Annotated in this window: 25 protein-coding genes and 1 tRNA gene; 11 read left to right on the top strand and 15 right to left on the bottom strand. The window is 36.9% G+C overall.

The window, feature by feature from the left end:
* The first annotated feature begins 65 nt into the window (after positions 1–65).
* From FNZ60_RS07055 to FNZ60_RS07025, 7 genes are all read left to right on the top strand, one after another.
* Positions 66–446 (top strand): hypothetical protein, encoded by a 381-nt coding sequence (locus FNZ60_RS07055; protein WP_142416920.1) that lies wholly within the window; start codon positions 66–68, stop codon positions 444–446.
* A 116-nt stretch (positions 447–562) separates the two neighbouring features.
* On the top strand, positions 563–898 hold the full coding sequence (locus FNZ60_RS07050; protein ID WP_246054736.1) for a Rha family transcriptional regulator: 336 nt from the start codon (positions 563–565) through the stop codon (positions 896–898).
* A 9-nt stretch (positions 899–907) separates the two neighbouring features.
* On the top strand, positions 908–1,657 hold the full coding sequence (locus FNZ60_RS07045; RefSeq protein WP_142416918.1) for an antA/AntB antirepressor family protein: 750 nt from the start codon (positions 908–910) through the stop codon (positions 1,655–1,657).
* Positions 1,658–1,670: 13 nt separating this feature from the next.
* Positions 1,671–2,489 (top strand): recombinase RecT, encoded by an 819-nt coding sequence (locus FNZ60_RS07040; RefSeq protein WP_142416917.1) that lies wholly within the window; start codon positions 1,671–1,673, stop codon positions 2,487–2,489.
* Between the two features lies 1 nt (position 2,490).
* The gene (locus FNZ60_RS07035) at positions 2,491–3,114 is read left to right on the top strand and encodes a lambda exonuclease family protein (RefSeq protein WP_142416916.1); all 624 of its coding nucleotides are present in this window, start codon (positions 2,491–2,493) and stop codon (positions 3,112–3,114) included.
* A gap of 126 nt (positions 3,115–3,240) precedes the next feature.
* Positions 3,241–3,459: a hypothetical protein gene (locus tag FNZ60_RS07030; RefSeq protein ID WP_142416915.1), complete on the top strand. Its 219-nt coding sequence runs from the start codon at positions 3,241–3,243 to the stop codon at positions 3,457–3,459.
* Positions 3,460–3,465: 6 nt separating this feature from the next.
* A complete protein-coding gene (locus FNZ60_RS07025; RefSeq protein WP_142416914.1) occupies positions 3,466–4,503 on the top strand; it encodes a tyrosine-type recombinase/integrase in 1,038 nt (345 codons plus the stop codon).
* A 562-nt stretch (positions 4,504–5,065) separates the two neighbouring features.
* On the opposite strand, the gene FNZ60_RS07020 is transcribed toward FNZ60_RS07025, so the two are convergent.
* The 4 genes from FNZ60_RS07020 to folE form a co-directional block, all read right to left on the bottom strand.
* Positions 5,066–5,566 carry a hypothetical protein gene (locus FNZ60_RS07020; protein ID WP_142416913.1) on the bottom strand — a complete coding sequence of 167 codons (501 nt, stop codon included), beginning with the start codon at positions 5,564–5,566 and terminating at the stop codon, positions 5,066–5,068.
* Between the two features lie 133 nt (positions 5,567–5,699).
* On the bottom strand, positions 5,700–6,884 hold the full coding sequence (locus FNZ60_RS07015; protein ID WP_142416912.1) for an alpha/beta hydrolase: 1,185 nt from the start codon (positions 6,882–6,884) through the stop codon (positions 5,700–5,702).
* A 199-nt stretch (positions 6,885–7,083) separates the two neighbouring features.
* Positions 7,084–7,168: transfer RNA gene (locus FNZ60_RS07010), tRNA-Leu, on the bottom strand.
* A gap of 142 nt (positions 7,169–7,310) precedes the next feature.
* Positions 7,311–7,931 carry a GTP cyclohydrolase I FolE gene (gene folE / locus FNZ60_RS07005; protein WP_142416911.1) on the bottom strand — a complete coding sequence of 207 codons (621 nt, stop codon included), beginning with the start codon at positions 7,929–7,931 and terminating at the stop codon, positions 7,311–7,313.
* A gap of 125 nt (positions 7,932–8,056) precedes the next feature.
* On the opposite strand from folE, the gene FNZ60_RS07000 reads away from it, so the two are divergent.
* The 3 genes from FNZ60_RS07000 (at position 8,057) to thrS (ending at position 10,922) form a co-directional block, all read left to right on the top strand.
* A complete protein-coding gene (locus tag FNZ60_RS07000) occupies positions 8,057–8,518 on the top strand; it encodes an iron-sulfur cluster assembly scaffold protein (protein WP_142416910.1) in 462 nt (153 codons plus the stop codon).
* Complete coding sequence (gene yidD / locus FNZ60_RS06995) at positions 8,485–8,835, top strand: membrane protein insertion efficiency factor YidD (protein ID WP_142416909.1); 351 nt, start codon at positions 8,485–8,487, stop codon at positions 8,833–8,835. Before FNZ60_RS07000 ends, yidD begins: the two co-directional genes overlap by 34 nt.
* Positions 8,836–8,945: 110 nt before the next feature.
* Positions 8,946–10,922 (top strand): threonine--tRNA ligase, encoded by a 1,977-nt coding sequence (thrS, locus tag FNZ60_RS06990; RefSeq protein WP_142416908.1) that lies wholly within the window; start codon positions 8,946–8,948, stop codon positions 10,920–10,922.
* A gap of 1,075 nt (positions 10,923–11,997) precedes the next feature.
* Here thrS and FNZ60_RS06985 read toward each other — a convergent pair.
* From FNZ60_RS06985 to FNZ60_RS06965, 5 genes are all read right to left on the bottom strand, one after another.
* Positions 11,998–12,501, bottom strand: a complete 504-nt coding sequence (locus tag FNZ60_RS06985; protein WP_142416907.1) for a MerR family transcriptional regulator — start codon at positions 12,499–12,501, stop codon at positions 11,998–12,000.
* A 178-nt stretch (positions 12,502–12,679) separates the two neighbouring features.
* Positions 12,680–13,003 carry an integration host factor subunit alpha gene (locus FNZ60_RS06980; RefSeq protein ID WP_142416906.1) on the bottom strand — a complete coding sequence of 108 codons (324 nt, stop codon included), beginning with the start codon at positions 13,001–13,003 and terminating at the stop codon, positions 12,680–12,682.
* 77 nt (positions 13,004–13,080) lie between these two features.
* Complete coding sequence (locus tag FNZ60_RS06975; RefSeq protein ID WP_142416905.1) at positions 13,081–14,055, bottom strand: beta-ketoacyl-ACP synthase III; 975 nt, start codon at positions 14,053–14,055, stop codon at positions 13,081–13,083.
* 49 nt (positions 14,056–14,104) lie between these two features.
* Positions 14,105–15,175, bottom strand: coding sequence for a phosphate acyltransferase PlsX (plsX, locus tag FNZ60_RS06970; RefSeq protein ID WP_142416904.1), 1,071 nt, complete (start codon positions 15,173–15,175; stop codon positions 14,105–14,107).
* A 160-nt stretch (positions 15,176–15,335) separates the two neighbouring features.
* Positions 15,336–15,893 carry a YceD family protein gene (locus FNZ60_RS06965; RefSeq protein ID WP_142416903.1) on the bottom strand — a complete coding sequence of 186 codons (558 nt, stop codon included), beginning with the start codon at positions 15,891–15,893 and terminating at the stop codon, positions 15,336–15,338.
* Positions 15,894–16,122: 229 nt separating this feature from the next.
* Here FNZ60_RS06965 and FNZ60_RS06960 point away from each other — a divergent pair, with 229 nt between their 5' ends.
* The gene (locus tag FNZ60_RS06960; RefSeq protein WP_142416931.1) at positions 16,123–16,602 is read left to right on the top strand and encodes an outer membrane protein assembly factor BamE; all 480 of its coding nucleotides are present in this window, start codon (positions 16,123–16,125) and stop codon (positions 16,600–16,602) included.
* Between the two features lie 79 nt (positions 16,603–16,681).
* On the opposite strand, the gene nusB is transcribed toward FNZ60_RS06960, so the two are convergent.
* The 6 genes from nusB to glyA form a co-directional block, all read right to left on the bottom strand.
* Positions 16,682–17,152 (bottom strand): transcription antitermination factor NusB, encoded by a 471-nt coding sequence (gene nusB / locus FNZ60_RS06955; RefSeq protein ID WP_142416902.1) that lies wholly within the window; start codon positions 17,150–17,152, stop codon positions 16,682–16,684.
* A 2-nt stretch (positions 17,153–17,154) separates the two neighbouring features.
* Complete coding sequence (locus FNZ60_RS06950; RefSeq protein WP_142416901.1) at positions 17,155–17,610, bottom strand: 6,7-dimethyl-8-ribityllumazine synthase; 456 nt, start codon at positions 17,608–17,610, stop codon at positions 17,155–17,157.
* An 80-nt stretch (positions 17,611–17,690) separates the two neighbouring features.
* Positions 17,691–18,308 (bottom strand): riboflavin synthase, encoded by a 618-nt coding sequence (locus FNZ60_RS06945; RefSeq protein WP_142416900.1) that lies wholly within the window; start codon positions 18,306–18,308, stop codon positions 17,691–17,693.
* Positions 18,290–19,417 (bottom strand): bifunctional diaminohydroxyphosphoribosylaminopyrimidine deaminase/5-amino-6-(5-phosphoribosylamino)uracil reductase RibD, encoded by a 1,128-nt coding sequence (gene ribD, locus FNZ60_RS06940; RefSeq protein ID WP_142416899.1) that lies wholly within the window; start codon positions 19,415–19,417, stop codon positions 18,290–18,292. The genes FNZ60_RS06945 and ribD overlap by 19 nt, the downstream gene beginning before the upstream one ends.
* Positions 19,410–19,892: a transcriptional regulator NrdR gene (gene nrdR / locus FNZ60_RS06935; protein WP_142416898.1), complete on the bottom strand. Its 483-nt coding sequence runs from the start codon at positions 19,890–19,892 to the stop codon at positions 19,410–19,412. Before nrdR ends, ribD begins: the two co-directional genes overlap by 8 nt.
* Positions 19,893–19,905: 13 nt before the next feature.
* A complete protein-coding gene (gene glyA / locus FNZ60_RS06930) occupies positions 19,906–21,219 on the bottom strand; it encodes a serine hydroxymethyltransferase (RefSeq protein ID WP_142416897.1) in 1,314 nt (437 codons plus the stop codon).
* Positions 21,220–21,526 lie beyond the last annotated feature (307 nt).

The following is a 21,526-nucleotide window of genomic DNA, read 5'->3' as shown; positions in this document are numbered from 1 at the left end:
AACCTATGTCAAGGTATTTTTTTCAAAATGTGTTTAAATATTTTGATAATTTAATGGAGGTAGTTGTGAACAAGCCTGTGTTTATAAATTCTGATGAAATTCTCTTAGTCGTCTGTGAAAATGAAGAGCAAAATCTCGCTAAATATGGTACTTTCTTTGATGAAAAGGAAATTATCAAATTTATCGACCAAACCGATAATGCTCTTCAAATCTTCCGTGTCGAACCAACCACTAACCGGTGCGAAGATATCTCTGAAGATATCGCAGAGTTCTATCTTAAAGAATGCGAAGAACACTGTTTTAACGGCAATATTCCTCACGACTTTGTTAAGCATAGTTCCGCATACGGTTTTTTTTTAGACGATATCAAACGGCGTGAATATGAAGATGAAATGTATGGCTCTTATGAAAAACAGCATCGTTTGCGTCCTTGTGATGTGCTTTAAAAACTATGAAGGGCGTTAAAAGCGCCCCTCTTTTCCAATCCAATTCATATGAGTTTGTCATGAAAAATTTTATCCCTACTCAAAATACTATAATTAAACAACAAACCGTTCCAACCATGTCTAGTCGTAAAATCGCAGAATTATGTGATAAACGGCATGATCATGTTATGCGTGATATTCGTAAAGTATTTAGCGAACTTGAAATCGACCCGAGTAATTTTGCTGGATTATATAAAGATTCAACAGGTAAAAACCGTTCTTGTTACCATCTACCAAAACGTGAACCTCTTATTGTCATTTTAGGTTACAATACTGTATTACGCGCAAAAATTATAGATTATTGGAAAAAATTAAAAGAACAAGCAGCTAATCCTCAAATCGATTTTTCGAACCCCAAAACAATGACAGCTATCATAATGCACCTCAAAAATAAAATTAAACAGACTGCATAGGAGCACATCATGAACAACCCCCTCATAGAGATTAAAGAACAAACCATTGATAAGGAAATCGTTCAAACAGTCAATGCACGTGATTTGCATGCGTTTTTAGAGATAAAATCTGAATTTAGAAATTGGATAAAAAATCGCATTAAAGAGTGTAAATTTCGTGAAAATATAGATTTTGTAACCGCGGTAAATTTTTACCGGGGTGCACAAATGAAAGAATACCACATTACCTTAGATATGGCAAAACACCTTTCAATGATAGAGCGTAATGATAAAGGGCATGAAGCGAGAGCATACTTTATTGAATGTGAAAAGCGTGCAAAGCAGGTAGCAAAACCACAAATAGTAGTACAACAAATCGATTATTCAAGTCCACAAGCTATGATTGGCTTTTTGCACTACTTGCAAGGGCAAATAGATCAAAAAGACAGCATTATTGAAAATTTAACACCAAAAGCAATGGCTCTTGAAAGCTTACAACGTTCTGATGGGCTCTTCGGTCTTACTGAAGCAGCTAAAGTTCTCGAAATAAAACCAAAACAATTCATTCAATTCTTACAGCAAAAAGGTTGGGTCTATAGACGCACTTTCGGGGCGAATTTGTTGCCTTATCAAGACAAAATTCAAAAAGGACTAATGGATTGTTCAACACATACCATTCAAACTACAGCAGGGATAGAAAAAGTCATACCCGCTGCAAAAATTACCACTAAAGGCATGGGCGTACTGTCTGAAGAGCTTAAAAGACAAAACATGCATTAAAAGGACAACAATCATGACAAATTCACCCCTAACCGTTATGGCTAATAAATATGGATTTTCTTATGACGAATTTCGAAAAACAATTATCAAAACATGTATTAATCAGCGCTTCTCTGATGAAGAATTTGCTGCTTTTATCTCTGTTGCCAATACTTATGGTCTAAATCCACTAACCAAAGAAATCTATGCATTTCCTAAAAGAGGTGGCGGCATTATACCCGTGGTCTCTATTGATGGCTGGATTAAGATCATTAAATCTAATCCACATTTTGATGGCATGACCTTTCAAGATCAACTCGATAAAGATGGTAATATCATTGCCATTAAATGTGCCATTCGTCTCAAAGGCATTAAGGACCCTATCGAAGTCACTGAATATTTAAACGAATGCAAACAAAAAAGTGACACTTGGCAAAAATACCCTGCTCGTATGTTACGTCATAAAGCCACAATACAATGTGCGCGTTATGCTTTCGGTTTATCCGGTATTTATGAAGAAGACGAAGCTAAACGTATTAATAACACCACACAAGGACAACTTGTTTCTTATGACATGCTTGAACAAATCAAAGAGTTAATTAAAGAGACCGGAACAAATGAAAATAATCTTCTCTCTTACGCAAATGTAGAAAAATTAACAGATCTGTCTTGTGAAAAAGCACAAGAGGTTTTGGGGCTGTTGGAAAAAAAGAAAAACATTCAAAGAGAAACAGAGCTACAATCTCTTCCCCAACAAGAGCAAACAGACGCGTTTATACAAGATGCCGAATATATTCATATCCAAGATATTGAATATGCTCCAACGTCTCACAAACAACAAATGGCGGTGTAAAATGGAACAAAGAACAGCAGAATGGTTTCAAGCCCGTTTAGGTAAAGTCACCGCGTCAAACATTTACAACGTTATCAGCAAAACAGCAAAGGGAACCCCTACAAGCAAATATGAAGACTATAAAATAAAACTCATTACAGAGCGTCTAACGGGGCAAACAAGCCCCTATTATGAAACCGAGGATATGAAATGGGGTATTGAACATGAAGAAGATGCCTTGAGAGAATATGCATTCATTTATGATACTGAAGTTACTCAATGCGGTTTTATTCAACACCCTACAATCAAAATGGCGGGGGCAAGCCCTGATGGGCTTATTGATAAAGAGGGTCTAATCGAAATCAAATGCCCTCGATCAACTAATCATATGCGTTTCATTATCGATAACGAAATTAGACCAGAATATCTTGCACAAATGCAATTCCAAATGGCTTGTACAGAGCGAAAATGGTGTGATTTTGTCAGTTATGACCCGCGTTTTACGGGCGATTCATCTCATTTTCGTATGAAAATCAAACGCATCTATCGTGATGACAAACACATTGAAGAGACTAATCAAGCGGTTGAAAGCTTCTTAACAGAAATAGCACGAGAGATACAAAGAATCTCAACAAAAGCCGCCTGATATTTTATGGGGGTGCTTCTTTTCTTCTCACATACCTCCTAGCACCCCCACCCTTTCCTAACAATTTTTAATCAATTCGTGATTCACGACACGCGTGAATTGCATCTTAAATGTAAGGAGAAAAGAATGGCGCCTCGTCCTGCTACCATAACACAACCAGCTATTGCGCGCGCTTTAAGAGAAGCAAAAAAGCAAGGGTGTGAACTCATAGAAATAAAACCCACCGGTGAACTGCTTATCTATCTTAAATCCGATATCCCACTACCAAATTCAGTGAACCATATAGACAAACTTTTAGATTTCTCCACCAATGAATATTACGAAACCGCGCTCTCTAAGATGTAAAATACCATGCCTAAACCACGCCCTCCTCATCTTGTTAAAGAAATCACACGGCATAGTAAAACTATATGGTATGTACGCATTGGTCATGGACCACGTCGTAGAGTACATGGAACCTACGGAACGCAAGAGTTTGTTGATAACTACAAAGGTGCACTTGCCGAATTACAAGGCATAATCCCTCCAAAACCTAAAACCGGCAAGCTGATTGAAGGGTCATTCGCATGGCTGCTTAAACAATATTTTAATAGTGTCAATTGGTACAGCCTTGCTAAAGCTACAAAAAGACAAAAAGAACTCATCCTTATGAAGGTATGCGATACAATAGGAAACATTCCATACCAAGCAATTGATAAGAAGCATATCATTGCCGGCGTGGAACGGCGTAAAGATACACCAGCAACTGCTAGAAATTTTTTGAAAGCTCTTAATGGACTTTTTAATTGGGCGATTGAACAAGGTCTTTTGAAAAATAATCCAACAGTAGGTGTTAAGAGACCTCCTCTCAAAAACAAAGAAGGCTTTCCTGCTTGGACAGAAGAAGATGTCGAAAAGTATTATCACAAATGGCATCATGGTACCCATGAACGCGTCTGGATTGATGTTCTTTTATATACGGGATTACGTCGTGGTGATGCCGTTCGTATTGGCTGGAAAAATGTAACAGATAATATTATTCATCTCAAAACAGAGAAAAGCAAATTTCAAACAGATGTTTTTCTGCCTATTTTACCAGAATTAGCCAAAACGCTTGAAGTTGGTCCCATAGGTAATGAAACATTCATCTGTAATAAAGTTAATGAAAAATTTATCAAAGAAAGCTTTGGCAATGCGTTTAGAGACGCCTGTAATGCAGCTGGAATAAAAAAATCAGCACACGGTTTGAGAAAATTAGCAGCAACACGCGCCGCTAATTCGGGTGCAACTGTCTCACAACTCAAGGCAATTTTTGGCTGGACAGAAGACCAAATGGCATCTCTTTATACCAAGAGCGCAGATCGTAAAAGACTAGCTCTTGAAGCTATAAAAAAGCTTCAAAAAAGTTAGGGATAGAAGCAAAAAAACATAATAGAATCAATATTTGCCTATTCCCTTACATTAAACATAAGTGTTTTATTTTACTTACTATTTATTCGCTCTCATCGCCCACCATATGCTTTTAAATTACATGGAGTGTATTGATTCTTTGAGTGTTTTAAAATTTAAGAAAAGGGAATGTAAATTTACAAAACATGTTATTTTATTAAATTTCTTTATTAATGCTTTAATTCAACTAACTCCTATCACGGAAAATATTGAAGTCTAAGTTTCTAATGAATACACTAAAAGCTTCATGACGTTGGAAAAGTTGTCCCATAGGTTATTAACTAATTAGTTTTTTTGGAAAACTCTTTCCCAAAATATTTCCTTCAATAAGTCCATCTGATTCACCTGCTTGAATTTTACCAAATATATTAAAGTGTTAATGCAAAAAAGAATGTGATTATTAAATACGCATGTTTTATTTGTTAATGCGAATTCTTTTCTTAAAAAAACTATAACCTGCTAGCATTGTTTTTTCTGTAAAATTCAAATTATTTATCAGCTCAACTAAAAGAACGTTTCTTGTTTAGCTTTTATGCTTTTTCTCAAAGAGATGAGGGCTTTCAAGAATAAGTTTTTCTCGGGCTTTTTGTAACTGTTTAATAACTTCGTCAATTTGTGATGGAGAACAAAAAGCTTCTTGACTATTCAACAAATGCAATCTCTCCTTACCCTCGTATAAGCATTGCATCTGAGATTGAAGCATTCTAATTTCTTGAAAGAAAAGACGTCCAGTTTCCTTAAAGCCATTATTAAGTGAAAAAAGTTGATCGGAAATAGATAGCAAAACCTGTTTCAAAAAGCGCTCATTTTCTTGACGTTTCCGGTATTCTAAAATAAGAGCATGGCTTATCTCGTCTAATTGTTTTTTGGTAGAATTAATTTGACACAATAAATTTGGTTTTTCCCCCATATCACCTTTTCTCACCTTCACAAGCATAGCATGAATGTTTAATAAATTAATTGCGGAATGAGATAAATAATCAACAACTTTAGGCGTATTAACATAGCGTTCCAGTGTAATCATCGCAAAATCACCTAATAACTGATTTTTACATTCATCCCGCTATCTATTTTCTATTTTACAAAGCTATTCTAAAGAAAGTACTAAAAAATTACCCCAATAGATTATTCGATGAGCCTCTTCTCTCTTTTCACGCTCAACGTGAAATTCGTGGAGAAAGAAAACGTACAGGTGTATAAAGGATAAGATGTGTTGTTTTCTCCAATACACTACTACCATCAGCAAGAAGCGCTTGACTAGGTGACAACTCTGTACCTTGCATAATTGTTGAAGCCAAAGAACCTTCCCGAGAAAGAGCCATCAATGTTGGCGAAGACGCAAATACATTGTGTGCCCCTCCATCCACGTGAGAGAAATCAAGAACAGTTATTCCATTTTTTCGCAACATTTCAATATCTGAGCCATCTCCCACACGATGATGCCCACCAGTAAGACGGCCTGAAACAGCGAGAGCTTTATCCGCTCTAGATACTAAAATAGCTGTTGGCTGTGGGAGTTTTTTAATATCATTAAGTTGGCGCTCAAATACATCAATATCAATATCTGGCGCAGCCATTAACAAACTTGTAATACGACGAATAGGTTTATATTTTCCTTGTAAGGCTAAGGTTCTAAAAGCCTCCATTATAACAAAATTGCCCATAGAATGCGCAATAACCGAAATCTGATCAGCTTTGGTTTCACTAATAAGTGTCAAAAGTTCTAACAATCCATCACGAGCGAAATTAGCACTGTCACGATCATAAATATAAAGGGGGATTGATCCAGCAGAGGGCCAAGAATAATGTACAGCGACAACATCTAAAGAATAATCGTATGTAAACTGCGCCGTACGAAATGTCCCATCTGCAAAATTATTATTATATCCATGGATAAAAAGAAAAATTTCTCTTTTTCCTTTTGGCTTTTTTGCTAAAGCAGCATTTAATTGCTGTTTAAACTGTTCTTTATTATCGTATTTTTGCAATGCTACTGCTGCAAAATACTTATCATGCGTAGGTTTATACGCATTTATTTCAACAACTCCTTTTACATGTTGCTGAGGAATTCCTACATCAATGCGATTATAATGTACTTTATTTGATCGCTCTGAGCCATAAGGTTGAGCGTAATTATTTTGCATCATACGACTTGTTGCAACATACACTGGAATGACGGCTTTAGGAGGAATTGGCTTTCCTTCAACCTCTCTTTCTACTGCAGTCATAGAAGGAGTTCCATGCACTCCATGCCAAAGAACAGCACGCGAATCGCTACATGCTGATAATAAAGAAATACAAATAAGAAGTGCTAAATACCTTAGAAACACTATACTTCTCATTGTAGCTCCACCCCACTTATAAAAAATATAACGTTTCAAATGTACAGACAAAGTAATAAAAAATGAAACATTATGAAGAAAACATCAGAAAATAACACACAAAGAAATATTTTTCTATAATGGGAAAAAATTTTCTATTATTCGTATAGATTACTTCCCTCCACAAAACTTCTTCTCGTTACGAAAAAATAATTATAACTGGTGCGGTCGAGAAGACTCGAACTTCCACGGGTTGCCCCACAGCGACCTCAACGCTGCGCGTCTACCAATTCCGCCACGACCGCACATGCTTATTAAGCGGAGCATTTTGATCTTCAGCCTTTAACAAATCATAAAGAAAGGTACAAGCCAATTTTCTCTTTCCCATAATTTATTTTATCTGGATGGTTTATAACTTAATAATGATTACTAAAAATATGAACTTTACTATGATCTTTGAATCATCATCATAAAATGTGCTTGTGCAGCTTGATCTTTTTCATAATAACCATGAAATTTTTTTGTAATTGTTGTAGAGCCCTGCTTTTGGATTCCTCTCATAGCCATACACATGTGTTCAGCCTCAATCAATACTGCTACACCACGAGGTTTTAGATGTATTTCTAAAGCATTGGCTACTTGCGCTGTCATCGCTTCTTGTGTTTGTAAACGATGAGAAAAAATATCTACAACACGCGCAATTTTTGAAAGACCAACAATTTTTGTATCTGGAAGATAGGCTATGTGCGCTTTCCCAATAATTGGAATCATATGATGTTCACAGTGCGAATAAAAAGGAATATTCTTTACGATTACCGATTCATTATATCCTGAAACCTCTTCAAAAACGGTGTCTAAGGTTTCTTCAACCGATTGACGATAACCATTAAAAAGCTCGCGATACGCCTTGGCTATACGTCTTGGAGTCTCTAAAAGCCCTTCTCTCTTTGGATTTTCACCCACCCATAAGAGTAATGTACGAATCGCTTCTTCCACCTCTTCAATACTCGGTCCCTTTTCTTCAGATACAAAAGAATCCTTTGTACCTTCTTTAACAACATTACGCATTCAAAAACTCCAACCTTATTCTATACAAAACATTTGCTACAGACCTATTTCATTTTGTATAATCTCTATATAAGCGAATTAAAAGTTTAAACAATCACGTCTCTCAAAGTTTCAGGTCATCGTGCATGATTGATAATATCTATAGTGATGAAATACTTGAATATGCTGCACATATAAGCAGAATTGGGCGTCTTAATAATCCGGATGCAACATCAAAAAAACGTGCATATCCTTGCGGCTCAACAATCACTGTAGACCTAAAAGTGAAAGATCATATCGTGACAGACTTTGCTCATGAAATACATGCATGTGTGCTAGGGCAAGCCTCAGCGTCACTTTTAGCGTCTCATATCATTGGACAAACAACTCAAGATCTTAAAATATTACGTGAAGTTATTTATCAAATGCTAACGCAGAATGGACCTTCTCCGCAAACTCCCTTTGAAGACTTCTCTTGCTTAAAGCCCATTAAAGACTATAAAGTTCGCCATGCTGCAACACTACTACCCTTTGATGCAACGCTGGACTGTATTCAACAAATTGAAGAGAATAAATGCTTAAATCACAGTTTCGACAAAAAAAAATAACTCGAAATTACACCGGTGCTTGGCAAAAAACACCTGGACGATTATTGGGAATTTTTTTTATACGTTTCTATCAAATAACACTTTCCAGTCTTATCGGTAATCAGTGTCGCCACGCCCCAACTTGTTCAGAATATATATATGAAGCGATCGCGCGCCATGGGCTTTGGGCTGGGGCATGGATGGGACTCTTTCGTATCATACGTTGTGGGCCCTTTGGAACAGATGGCTTTGATCCTGTACCGCCCTCACTTGGAAATTCTTGCTGTTTTTATAAACCTTGGCGTTATTGGAAAATTTCTGACAAACACAATAAATAATCCTTTTCTTTTTTCAGATGTATTGATAAAAAAACAGTTCATAAGCTTTTTACTCAATTTTCACGAAACCATCCGCAATCGTTGGCGGAATTGGATTAAAGGTTTTTTTTATGTCTTGCTCTATTTCTCTTTCTTTTCCCGATGGTTCAAAACGTAATTACCCCGCTGAAATGACAGGTTTGGAATTAGCAGAATCCATTTCTAAATCACTCGCAAAAAAAGCAGTCGCCTATAGTCTTGATGGCACCATGCGAGATTTATCTGATCCATTGGGGAAATCTGGTCAAGTAGAAATTATAACCCGAGAAGATTCACGGGCTCTTGAGCTTATAAGGCATGATTGCGCCCATGTCCTTGCTGAAGCAGTACAAGAGCTCTTTCCTGAAACGCAAGTGACAATAGGTCCTGTGATTGAGAATGGATTCTATTATGATTTTGCACGCCAACAACCTTTTACATTAGATGATCTCACTGTCATTGAAAAGAAAATGCGTGAAATTATCCAACGCAATAAACCTTTTAGAAAAGAAATTTGGTCTCGTGAAAAAGCAAGAAGCGTTTTTTCTGAGAAAAAAGAATTTTATAAAGTTGAACTTATTGAAAGTATCCCTGACAATCAAGATTTGAAAATCTATTATCAAGGGGATTGGTTTGATCTTTGTCGCGGACCGCACATGCAATCGACAGGGCAAATTGGAAATGCTTTCAAATTAATGAAAGTCGCGGGAGCTTACTGGCGTGGCGATGCTAATAATCCAATGCTCACGAGAATTTATGGAACAGCATTTGCGAATGAAAATGACTTAAAAGCTTACCTCCATATGTTAGAAGAAGCTGAAAAACGTGATCATCGCCGTTTGGGGCGTGAAATGGATTTATTTCATTTTCAAGAAGAAGGACCAGGAATGATTTTTTGGCATCAAAAAGGCTGGAAAATGTTCCAAAATTTGATCAACTATATGCGTAGACGCCTTGATGATCATCAATATGCCGAAGTTAATGCACCACAAGTTCTCGATCGGTCACTTTGGGAAATATCAGGGCATTGGGGCTGGTATAAGGAGAACATGTTCAAAGCAATTCCAGCAGCAGAAGATTCAGATCATGGGAATGTGTATGCTCTTAAACCAATGAATTGTCCTGGTCATGTGCAAATTTTTAAACATGGTTTAAAATCTTATCGTGATTTGCCTATTCGACTTGCTGAGTTTGGTCTTGTTCATCGTTATGAACCTTCTGGTTCTTTGCATGGCCTTATGCGTGTGCGGGGCTTTACACAAGACGATGCACATATTTTTTGTACTGATGAACAATTAGCCGATGAATGTCTGAGTATTAATGATCTTATTTTATCAACTTATGCTGATTTTGGTTTTAAAGAAATTAGTCTTAAGCTTTCAACGCGTCCAGAAAAACGAGTTGGATCTGATGCATTATGGGATCACGCAGAAAATATTATGGAATCTGTCCTTAAAACGATTGAAACAAAATCTGCGGGACAAATCAAAACAAGCATCCTTCCAGGTGAAGGAGCATTTTATGGTCCAAAATTTGAATATACATTAAAGGATGCTATCGGTCGTGAATGGCAATGTGGAACAACACAAATAGACTTTAATCTCCCTGAACGTTTTGGGGCATTCTATATTGATAAAAATTCAGAAAAGCGCCAGCCTGTTATGATTCATCGCGCTATTTTTGGCTCAATGGAGCGTTTTCTTGGTATATTGATTGAAAATTTTGCTGGACATATGCCACTTTGGCTTGCTCCAGAACAGGTTGTTGTTGCAACAATTACATCCGAAGCAAATAACTATGCTCAAAAAGTAACGGCAAGACTTAAAGCTATAGGGCTTTCTGCAACAACAGATCTTCGCAATGAAAAAATTAACTATAAAATACGGGAGCATTCTTTACAAAAAGTTCCCGTTATTTTGGTTTGCGGCAACCGTGAAGCTGAAACAAACAGCGTTAATATACGCCGCTTAGGAAGTACGAATCAGACTGTTTTATCTGTAGAAGATGTAATTAAGCAGCTCTCAAATGAGGCAACACCTCCAGATTTACAGCGTGTCATAAATACATAACATCACAGAAGATGGTAAAATATTAATCTTCGCGATAAACTGCCATTTTTGTACAAGATCAAAAAAAAATTGATATTGTGCTTTTTTCAGTTTTATACACGATCATTTATTACCAGAAAAAAACATGATATCACAATCTACAAAACAGATTGATGAAAAGATTGAATGTGAGAGCTATAAGCCGTTTAGAAGTAAACCATAAACAAGTGCATATTAACAATAGCAATTAATCTTTTCCTTTACTGTTGCTACATGGAAAGCCATTATGATAATTAGCACAATATCAAGCAAGAAAACTGAAAGCAAAAATATCACAAATATGTGAATTAGTTCAATAATGATGTGTCTTTTTCATTAAAGACAACAAATTGATTTATAATGATAATTTAGCGTTATTCATATTGAATTAGAGACCTGAATATCATAAGATTTTCTCATTTCAAATCTGTATACATTAAATCAATCAAAATCACTTGCTTGCACGTCACAAGCGGGATTGGCGTGTGGGGGAAATTATAAAAAATACCTCTTATGAATCATCTTAATACAAAGATTTTTGCAATATTGGGAGCTGGAAAATAGTGTGATGATATCAGGCTTGCTTCTTTCATAAACATAAAGATGGAAGTGCTCAATGGATTTTCATCGTTATATCCTTCACATGCACCGTTGCGAAATGAGCTTGAGAATCCTTAAAAAAGATCTCTTAAAAACAAGTACATGAATTGATACCCCAATAGCATTCTATATTATAAGAACTTCGTGATTTTTGCTGACCAGATATCGTTTTAACGTCTCTTGAAAGTTAATAGTTATAAAGCTAACTTAAAGAAAAATGATAAAATTCGGCGCTCACTCTTCTCCCTCTTTGACTACGTTAAAAACCGTACTAAAAAATGAGTCAACTATATACACACGGCCGATTAGTGGCTCGTTCGGGTCACACACATAAAACGTCTAAATATCTCCACGAAACACATTGCCGTGCTAAACACTCAGTATTGATTTATAGAAAAAACTTAAAACACATGTTTTGCTCAAAAAGAAGAAAAATAAAAAATGCAAAATATTATTGTTATCGTGCTCTATCAAGAACACGCTTACATTCAATGAGTTCTAATAGTATTTCTTGCAACAACGCTTTATCGGTTTTATCTTTGTAAAGATTCACAGAACCAACAGAGGTTTCTCCCTCACTCCTCATGAAACTCAAAAGCCCAAAAGAAGACTTTTTAGGCTTATTGCTCATATTTTCAAAAGTTTGTCCTGCATGTTTTTTCTCTATAACAACATTCATGGCATCAAGGTCGCCATTACCAAATGCAGCTACAAAAGCAACCCCATTCTCTTTCAAAAGACGTTGTACACCTTTTATCGTATACCCCTGATCATATAATAACTGCTTAATACCATTAAGCAAATCAATATCAACCGGACGATAGTATCGCCTTCCTCCCCCACGTTTCATAGGTTTAATCTGCCTAAAACGTGTTTCCCAAAATCTTAAGACATGCTGCGGAAGCTCCAATAACTCGGCTACTTCGCTAATTGTGCGAAAAGCATCAGAGCTTTTATCCATTTTGCAATACCTTATCTAAAGCACAACAAATAATTTGATAATGATTCATTGCGTCTCAACTTCTCAACAAGATTAGTCAAAAATAAGACCTTGACTACTTAGTAGATAGTCTTGTTTTAATATAGATCTTTATTTTATACACTTTTTAATAAATACCAAACATTACCACGGCGTTTATTTATGAAATATCATTTTTCTGTCTTGCACGATGTGAATCTAAAATTCTCTGTTTAAGGACATTTGCAGCCTTAAACGTCACAACACGTCGCGGCGGAATAGGTGCTTCAACACCTGTTTTGGGATTTCGTCCAACACGTTCATTTTTACTACGAATCTGAAAAGTTGCAAAAGAAGATAATTTAACCGCTTCACCTCTTACGAGTGAGTTGCAAATCTCATCCAAAACCAATTCGACTAAAGCTGCTGATTCAGTATGTGACAAGCCCACTCTTTTACAAACTACGCTCGCTAAATCTGCACGCGTTACTGTCTTACTTGTCATTATAACCACCTATTCAAATATTAAAAATTACAAAATGACTTATACGTTTTATTCAAATATGGTCAAGTAACCATAATTTACCAACGAATAAGAACTGCTCCCCATGTAAACCCCCCCCCCATGGCTTCTAACATGATAAGATCTCCTTTTTTTATTCTTCCATCGCAAACAGCTGTTGTTAAAGCCAACGGAACAGATGCTGCAGACGTATTACCATGTTGATCAACGGTAATCACAACTTTATCTGGTGAAATTCCCAGTTTTTTAGCAGATGCTTCAATAATACGCTTATTGGCCTGATGCGGTACAAACCAATCTAATTGTGAAGAATCTATAGCCGCCGCTGCAAAACAGTCATCAACCACATCCGTTATCATACCAACAGCATATTTAAAAACTTCTCGCCCTTCCATACGTAAATAGCCTGTCGTTTGTGTTGTTGAAGGTCCACCATCAACATACAACTTATCGATATAAGCCCCATCAGAACGCAATTTTGCAGACAATATACCACGCTCAAAAGCACTTTTCTCCTCAATTTTTTGTGCTTCCAAAACAGCAGCCCCCGCACCATCACCAAACAAAACACATGTTGTACGATCTTCCCAATCCAAGATTCGAGAAAATGTATCGGATCCAATAACTAAAATCCTTTTGGCAGCTCCACTGCGAACATAAGCATCTCCTGTTGTTAAAGCAAAAATAAAACCAGAGCAAACCGCTTGAATATCAAAAGCAAATCCATGGCTCATCCCCAAAGCATACTGAATTTCAACAGCAGAAGCTGGAAAAGTTCTATTGGGTGTTGAGGTTGCTAAAATAATACAATCAATGTCTTTTATTGTTAAACCAGCATTTATAAGAGCTGCTCGCGCAGCTTCAACGCCTAAAGAAACCGTTGTTTCATTTTCATTGGCAATGTAACGTTGATTTATTCCTGTACGCTGAACAATCCATGAATCTGACGTTTCAACAAACTTCGCAATCTCATCATTTGATAAACTTTTTTGCGGCAAAGCACTCCCTACACCACGTATAATTGATCGAATCATTCAGCTCTCACCTTTTCTTTAGATTTTTCATTTTTATTATAAGAGCTTATCATAATGATTCCTCATTCATCGCCGTGTCATCTTCCTGATTAAAAAGTGTTTCTTTATTCTCATGAAACCGTCGTAAATCAGCTGTTATTTTTTGCAAAAGCCCATTATTAACCATCTCATAACCAACACGGATAGCAGAGGCAAAACCATTAGTATTGGCACTACCATGACTTTTTATGACAACACCATTCAAACCTAAAAGCACGCCTCCATTCACCCTATCGGGATCCATTTTATGCTTCAGTGTACGAAAAGCACCCCGTGATAAAAAATAGCCAAGAGATGTTAAAAAAGAACTGCGCATTGCAGAATTTAAAATCTCTGCTATCTGCCGTGCAGTTCCTTCTGCGGTTTTTAAAGCAATATTACCAGAAAATCCTTCTGTTACAACAACATCGACTGTTCCTTTTCCAATGTCATTCCCCTCAACAAATCCTTTATATTCCAATCCTTCTAATTGTACTTCACGCAAGATCATTCCTGCTTTTTTTATTTCATAAAGTCCTTTAGCCTCTTCCACTCCCACATTTAAAAGGCCAATACTTGGTTTTTCAGTATGATATAAAGCGCGAAACATCCCCGCTCCCATAACCGCTAAATCAACCAGCTGACGCGCCGATGCCCCAATCGTTGCTCCGATATCTAAAACGATACTCTCATTGCGAAGTGTAGGCCAAATACCCGCAATACCAGGACGTTCAGCCTCTGCTAACATTTTTAAACAAAAATAAGACATGGCCATAAGCGCCCCCGTATTACCAGCAGAAACACAAGCATCAGCTTCACCATTTTTTACCGCTTCAATGGCATGCCACATTGATGATTTACCACGCCCATTACGAAGTGCTTGGCTTGGCTTTTCATCCATGCGTGTATAACTTTCTGTAGGATAAAAGCGCGACACAGAATCCAAACAAGGGTATTTTTTTAAAACCGGCTTAACAACCTCCTCTATCCCATAAAACAGAAAATAAATATTCGACAATTTTTTTTGTACAATTACTGCTCCTGCAATAGCTGCTTCTGGACCGAAATCACCGCCCATGACATCTACAGAAATTCTAATCACGCTTGCATATCCCACATCTTTTTTTTCATTAACATCTTTAAACATATATTATGATTTTTAGCTCCTAAATACTTATCAAGCACATCTTACAAAAACAGCTTTGTAGAAAATACCGTTTTTATCATAGTATACAATAGATAATTTTTTTGTGTTTTTACAATTACTTCCAATTTTTCAAAATAGAAAATGGCGATTTTTTTTGCTCTGCTTCTTCTAAATTTTCAACCACATGTATCTTTATCCCCTCTTTACGTGGATAATGATTAATAGACAACTCGAAAAATTCTTCCATGAGTGCACCAATATCAATTTTGTCGTTATAAAAAACTTCTGGGGTATCAAGCCCCTCCACATCTAAAAACAATTCTCGTGTATCGTCTGATATTTTTGGCTTCATCAGATCTGAATCTTCAGGAACAAAAACAACCTCAATATTTTCACGGAGAATATTTTCTAATGGTTCTAATGTCACAACACATAACTGTACTATACGCGCTTGTAACAAACCTTTTATACGCACGCCGCGTTTTTTCCACGGAAAAATATGGAATTTTCCCTCGCAAGATTTGACTTCAACTAAATCATGGTTCTGAGCTAAATGTGTACATTCTTTTTTATTTGCGCAAAAGTCAACTCTTATACCTTTAGCAGGGAGGGAACGTACGGATATTGGATAAGCCAAAGCAAATGTCATTTGAGAAACGTTTTGAACATTCATTGACAACTCCTAAAATATGAAAACATATAAAACACAGTGCTTTATATTTAGCTCAAAGGCATTTTATTATTTTTTTCTTTTCTAAAGAAATTCTATATGGCATAATTTGCTTTATAACAGGGAAACTCAATGTAAGCTACGGTAGACTAAAGCTAAAATTGGAAAAAAAAACTTGGGATTGCCTTCTTGTCGTAAATCTCAATATAAAAAGGAGATATCATTGTTTCAAATGCCTTACGTAATGGACTTAATCAAACGTAAATTATTGATTGGTCTATCAATAGCAAGCGTTGTAACGCTTGCCGGTTGTAGTTTTCTTGATTCTTCAGGTTCAAGTCAAATTTATAGAGAGGGCTATATTCTTGATAAAAATGCTCTGAGTTCTATTTCCGTTGGTTCAAGCCAAGAACAGGTTCTTTTAGCTTTAGGCACCCCTTCATTAAAAACAAATTATGATAATGAAGTTTTTTATTACATCTCACAAACACGTTATCGTGGGATGCAATTTATGAAAACAAAGATTATTGATCGAAAAGTTTTAGCTATTTACTTCAATAACAATAATCAGGTTACAAAAGTTGCTAACTATGGTCTACAAGACGGTCAGGTGTTTGATTTCATTACTCAAACAACACCAACAGTAACAAAAGAGCACCCTTTCTTAATTCAAATTATAAAAGGCCCTGCGAATCTACCAGCCCCTCACTAAAGTAGATAACTCTGCATACCATTTTAATATTATTAGGTCTGATTTTATCAGACCTAATAAATACAAGAAATTATAATTCTTAGGATCGGACTTTTTTTGCCATACTGTCGAGAACTGCATTAACAAGTTTTGGCTCATCCCCTTCAAAAAATGCTTTGGCTATATCAACATATTCATTCATAACAACTGCAACAGGAACATCTTTACGGTTGATCAGCTCCCATAAAGCTGCTCGTAAAATTGCTCGCAATATAGAATCAAGACGTGAAAGAGACCATTCTGCAGAAAGCTGTTGATGAAGCAAAGGATCAAGCTGCTTTTGATCTTTTACAACGCCCGTTATAATCGCTAAAAACCATTGAAAATCAGCTTCAAGATACTGGTCTCCATCAATATCTTTTCCCAAACGATAAGCCTCATACTCAGCTGCCGTTTCTTTCACGCCCGAACCTACGATATCCATTTGATAAAGCGCTTGAACTGCAGCCAATCTTGCTGCTCCACGTTTATTGGCTGAACGCGGAAAATGTCTGCTTTTTATATCAGCCATATTTAATGATTATCTCCAAATCTCTTTTTTAGAGCGATCATGCATAAAGCAGCTTCAGCCGCAAAAGCACCTTTATTTTTTTCATCTTGTTTTGCACGCACCCATGCTTGTTCTTCGTTTTCAACAGTTAAAATACCATTTCCAATAGCTAAGTGCCTATGAACCGTTAAATCCATCAAGGCCCGACAAGAATCATTAGCAACAATTTCAAAGTGATATGTTTCACCCCGAATAACACAACCCAGAGCAACATAACCATCATAAGATATCTTATTTTGCTCAGCAAAAGCTATTGCCGCTGGTATTTCTAAAGCACCTGGAACCGTTATAACATCATAACTTACTTCAGCTTTTTGCAAAGCATTCACAGCACCTTTCAAAAGCGCATCAGAAATCTCTTCATAAAAACGCGCCTCAACAATCAATACGTGAGGTTTTTTACGTATCTCATTCATCATAATAGAATTCCACAAAAACGAATCAAAAAACTCAGAGCTATAGAGCATAAAATTCTAAAGGCAATCAATAGAGTTGTTGCTTATTCATCTTCTCTTTTAAAAGCTAAAAGCTTAGCGGCATAACGAGCAAGTTGATCAATTTCCAGATTGACCCAATCTCCAGTTTTAGCTTGTCCCCAGGTTGTCATTTCAAGTGTATGGCGAATAATCAAAACATCAAAAACACAACCATGAACACTATTAACAGTCAAGGATGTTCCATTAAGTGCAAGTGATCCCTTAGGAACAATGAAAGGTACAAATGGTTTTGAAACTTTTAAATAAAAACGAATTGCATCTCCTTCATTTTTTTGTTCAATGATTTCAGCCAAGCCATCAATATGACCAGAAACCAAATGTCCTCCCATTTCATCACCCAATCGAAGCGAATGTTCTAAATTAACAAAAGTTCCTTTTTTCCATTGGGTAAGATTGGTTAAACGTAATGCTTCTTCCCACGCCTCAACAACAAACCAATTTGAATCTTCCTGTTTAAATCCTCGTTCCACAATCGTCAGACAAATTCCTGAACACGCAATTGATGCACCAATTGCTAAGCTTTCCATAGGATAGTGTGTCGTAATCTTTAAACGTATCCCCTGTTTTAAAAACTGAACATCTTCAACACAACCGATATCCGTTACAATTCCTGTGAACATAATGTCTTACGTCTCCATTTATAAAAACGATCATCTCCAAACATTCTTGTCTCAACTTCATGAAACTGTGAGAGGTAATTTCCAAAATGAGGCGCTTCAATACGATTTTTTCCTAAAACAACAGGACTATAAAAACATATCAAATGATCAACACAACCAGCATTCAAAAATTTTTCCCCTGTCTTTACGCCCCCTTCCAGTAAAACGCTATTAATCCCATATTTATAAAGCATCTGTAAAAGAGCAAAGGGGTCTACACAACCATTATTCATCTCTATCGAATAAATAGACACACCACATTGCTCCAATGCATTTTTCTTGCTTTCCGTTAAAAGATTCACATCACAAATAACCCAAGTAGGAATTTTTATAGCGGTTTGGACAACTTTCGCATCAAGGGGGATAGATAAATCTGCATCTAAAATAATACGAATTGGTGAGCGCATCTCCATCCCTGGTAAACGGCAACTGAGTTGTGGATCATCTGCTAGTATAGTCCCAAGACCAACGAGGATAGCATTATTTTGAGCTCGTAAAATATGCGTATGGGCATGAGAAAGCGTTCCACTAATTTTTATTCCCCCCTGCCCCTTTTTTCCTACACCATTATCAGCAGAAACGGCCATTTTAAAAGTAACAGCACAGCGTTGTATCTTCCTTATACACCAATGTGTCCATAAAGATTCAAAAGCCTCTTCAGCTAAAATGCCCTCAACCACTTCAATACCTGCCGCACGCAAAAGAGCAAGTCCATGACCATCCACACGCTTGTCACAATCAGTCAGTGCAACAACAACCCGAGAAATACCTGAATTAATAAGTGCATTGACACACGGAGAAGTTTTTCCATAATGCGAACAAGGTTCTAAAGTCACATAAGCCGTCGCTCCTTGAGCTAAAGAACCAGCCATGCATAAAGCTTGCACTTCGGCATGCGGCTTGCCCTCAAGAGCTGTTACGCCATAGCCAACAATAGATGGCCCTCCACCGTTATTGTTTTGCACAATTAACGTACCCACGGAAGGATTTTCACCTGTAAGTCCCACATGACGCTCTGCTAAACGAATAGCCGCAGCCATAAACCGTTCATCTTGCACTTTTTTATTCATCAAAACGAGATTCTGTATCCGCTATACCCTTTGACAACTCATCGATAACATCGTGAAAATCGCTTGCATTACGAAAATCTCGATAGACAGAAGCAAAACGGATATAAGCAATATCATCTATTCTTTTTAATGCTTCCATTACAAGACGTCCAATTTTCTCTGAAGCAATCTCTGGTTCCCCCAAACTTTCAAGCTGACGCACAATACCAGAAATTGCTCGTTCAATATGATCAGGATCAATATTACGCTTACGTACAGCCACATCAACCGATCGCATTAACTTATCACGATCGAATGGCTCACATCGTCCACTTTTTTTAGTCACCAAGAGCTCACGCAATTGAACACGTTCAAAAGTTGTAAAACGACCACCACAAACGGAACACACACGGCGGCGGCGAATAACCGCCCCCTCTTCTGCTGGACGTGAGTCTTTAACCTGTGTATCCTCATACTGACAGTAAGGACAGCGCATCTCTTTTTTATCCTTAACGTGTGCTAAGATAAGAGTAAAGAGGAAATTGATTTGTTATATCTTCCACCTTTTTCTTAACAGCCATTTCAACAGCATGATTATCTTCATCATTTTTTACATTCCGAAGACCATCAAGAACTTCTGCGATCAAATGACCCACTTGAACAAACTCTTTTTCTAAAAAACCACGCGTTGTAGCAGCAGGTGATCCCAAACGAATTCCCGATGTTATAGAGGGTGTTTCAGGATCAAAAGGAATACCATTTTTATTGCAGGTAATATGAGCACGTCCCAAAGCCAATTCGGCACGTTTTCCTGTTAGATTTTTCGAACGTAAATCCACCAATAATAAATGATTGTCTGTACCGCCAGAAACAATATTAAAACCATTATTCTGTAATGTTTTTGCTAAAGTTTTCGCATTAGCGACCACATTGGCACTGTAACTCTTGAAAGAGGGACGTAAAGCTTCAGCAAATGCCACAGCCTTTGCCGCAATCACATGCATTAAAGGCCCCCCTTGAAGACCAGGGAAAATAGCAGAATTAATTTTTTTGGATAAAGCCTCATCATTTGTCAAGATCAAACCACCCCGAGGACCTCGAAGCGATTTATGTGTTGTTGTCGTGACAATATGCGCATGGGGAACAGGTGAAGGATGCACACCACCAGCAACAAGACCAGCAATATGAGACATATCAACAAGAAGATGAGCTCCAATCTCATCTGCAATATCACGGAATCGTTTCCAATCCCAGAGTCGAGGATAAGATGAGCCCCCTGCTATAATAAGTTTGGGCTTACGTTCTTTTGCAAGCCGCTCAACTTCCTCCATATCAATAATCTGATCTTCTTGACGCACACCATAGGAAACAACGTCAAACCATTTTCCTGACATGTTGACAGATGAACCGTGGGTTAAATGACCACCAGCATTTAAATCAAGCCCCATAAATGTATCACCAGGATAAAGTAAAGCTAAAAAGACAGCCTGATTCATCTGACTGCCAGAATTAGGCTGGACATTTGCAAAAGCAGCTCCAAAAAGCTGTTTTGCTCTTTCAATGGCTAAATCTTCAACGACATCAACAAATTGACACCCACCATAGTAGCGCTTTCTTGGATAACCTTCTGCATATTTATTGGTTAAAACTGATCCTTGTGCTTCAAGAACGGCTCTTGAAACAATATTCTCTGAAGCAATAAGCTCTATCTCATGCTGTTGACGCCCAAATTCATCTCTAATGGCATCAAAAATTGCGCTATCAACAGTTTGTAAATTATCATTAAAAAAGCGCTTTTGTGTGTCATTTTCTTGCTGAGTCATAAAACATGTTCCTAACATTAAAAAATAAAGTCATTAGACGATAACACAGCAAACCATGTAAACCAAACATTTTAACCCCCTTACGCTCAAAAATAACAATGCAAATATTTATCTCCTATCTTATTATTCCTTGTGATAGAAACAACCCAAAAAATCTATCGTAAGAATTGGCAAAAAAATGAGGTTAAGTTCCTCCTTTTACACTCTTAATTTTTTTATACTTTTTATAAAGTATCTTTAATGTAAATGAATTCAATAAGTTAATGATTATTATTTAATTTGGTAATGATTTAAAATAATTTATAAT

The organism is Bartonella massiliensis (genome assembly GCF_902150025.1).
Lineage (GTDB): Bacteria > Pseudomonadota > Alphaproteobacteria > Rhizobiales > Rhizobiaceae > Bartonella > Bartonella massiliensis.
This window is presented reverse-complemented; position numbering and strand designations above follow the sequence as displayed.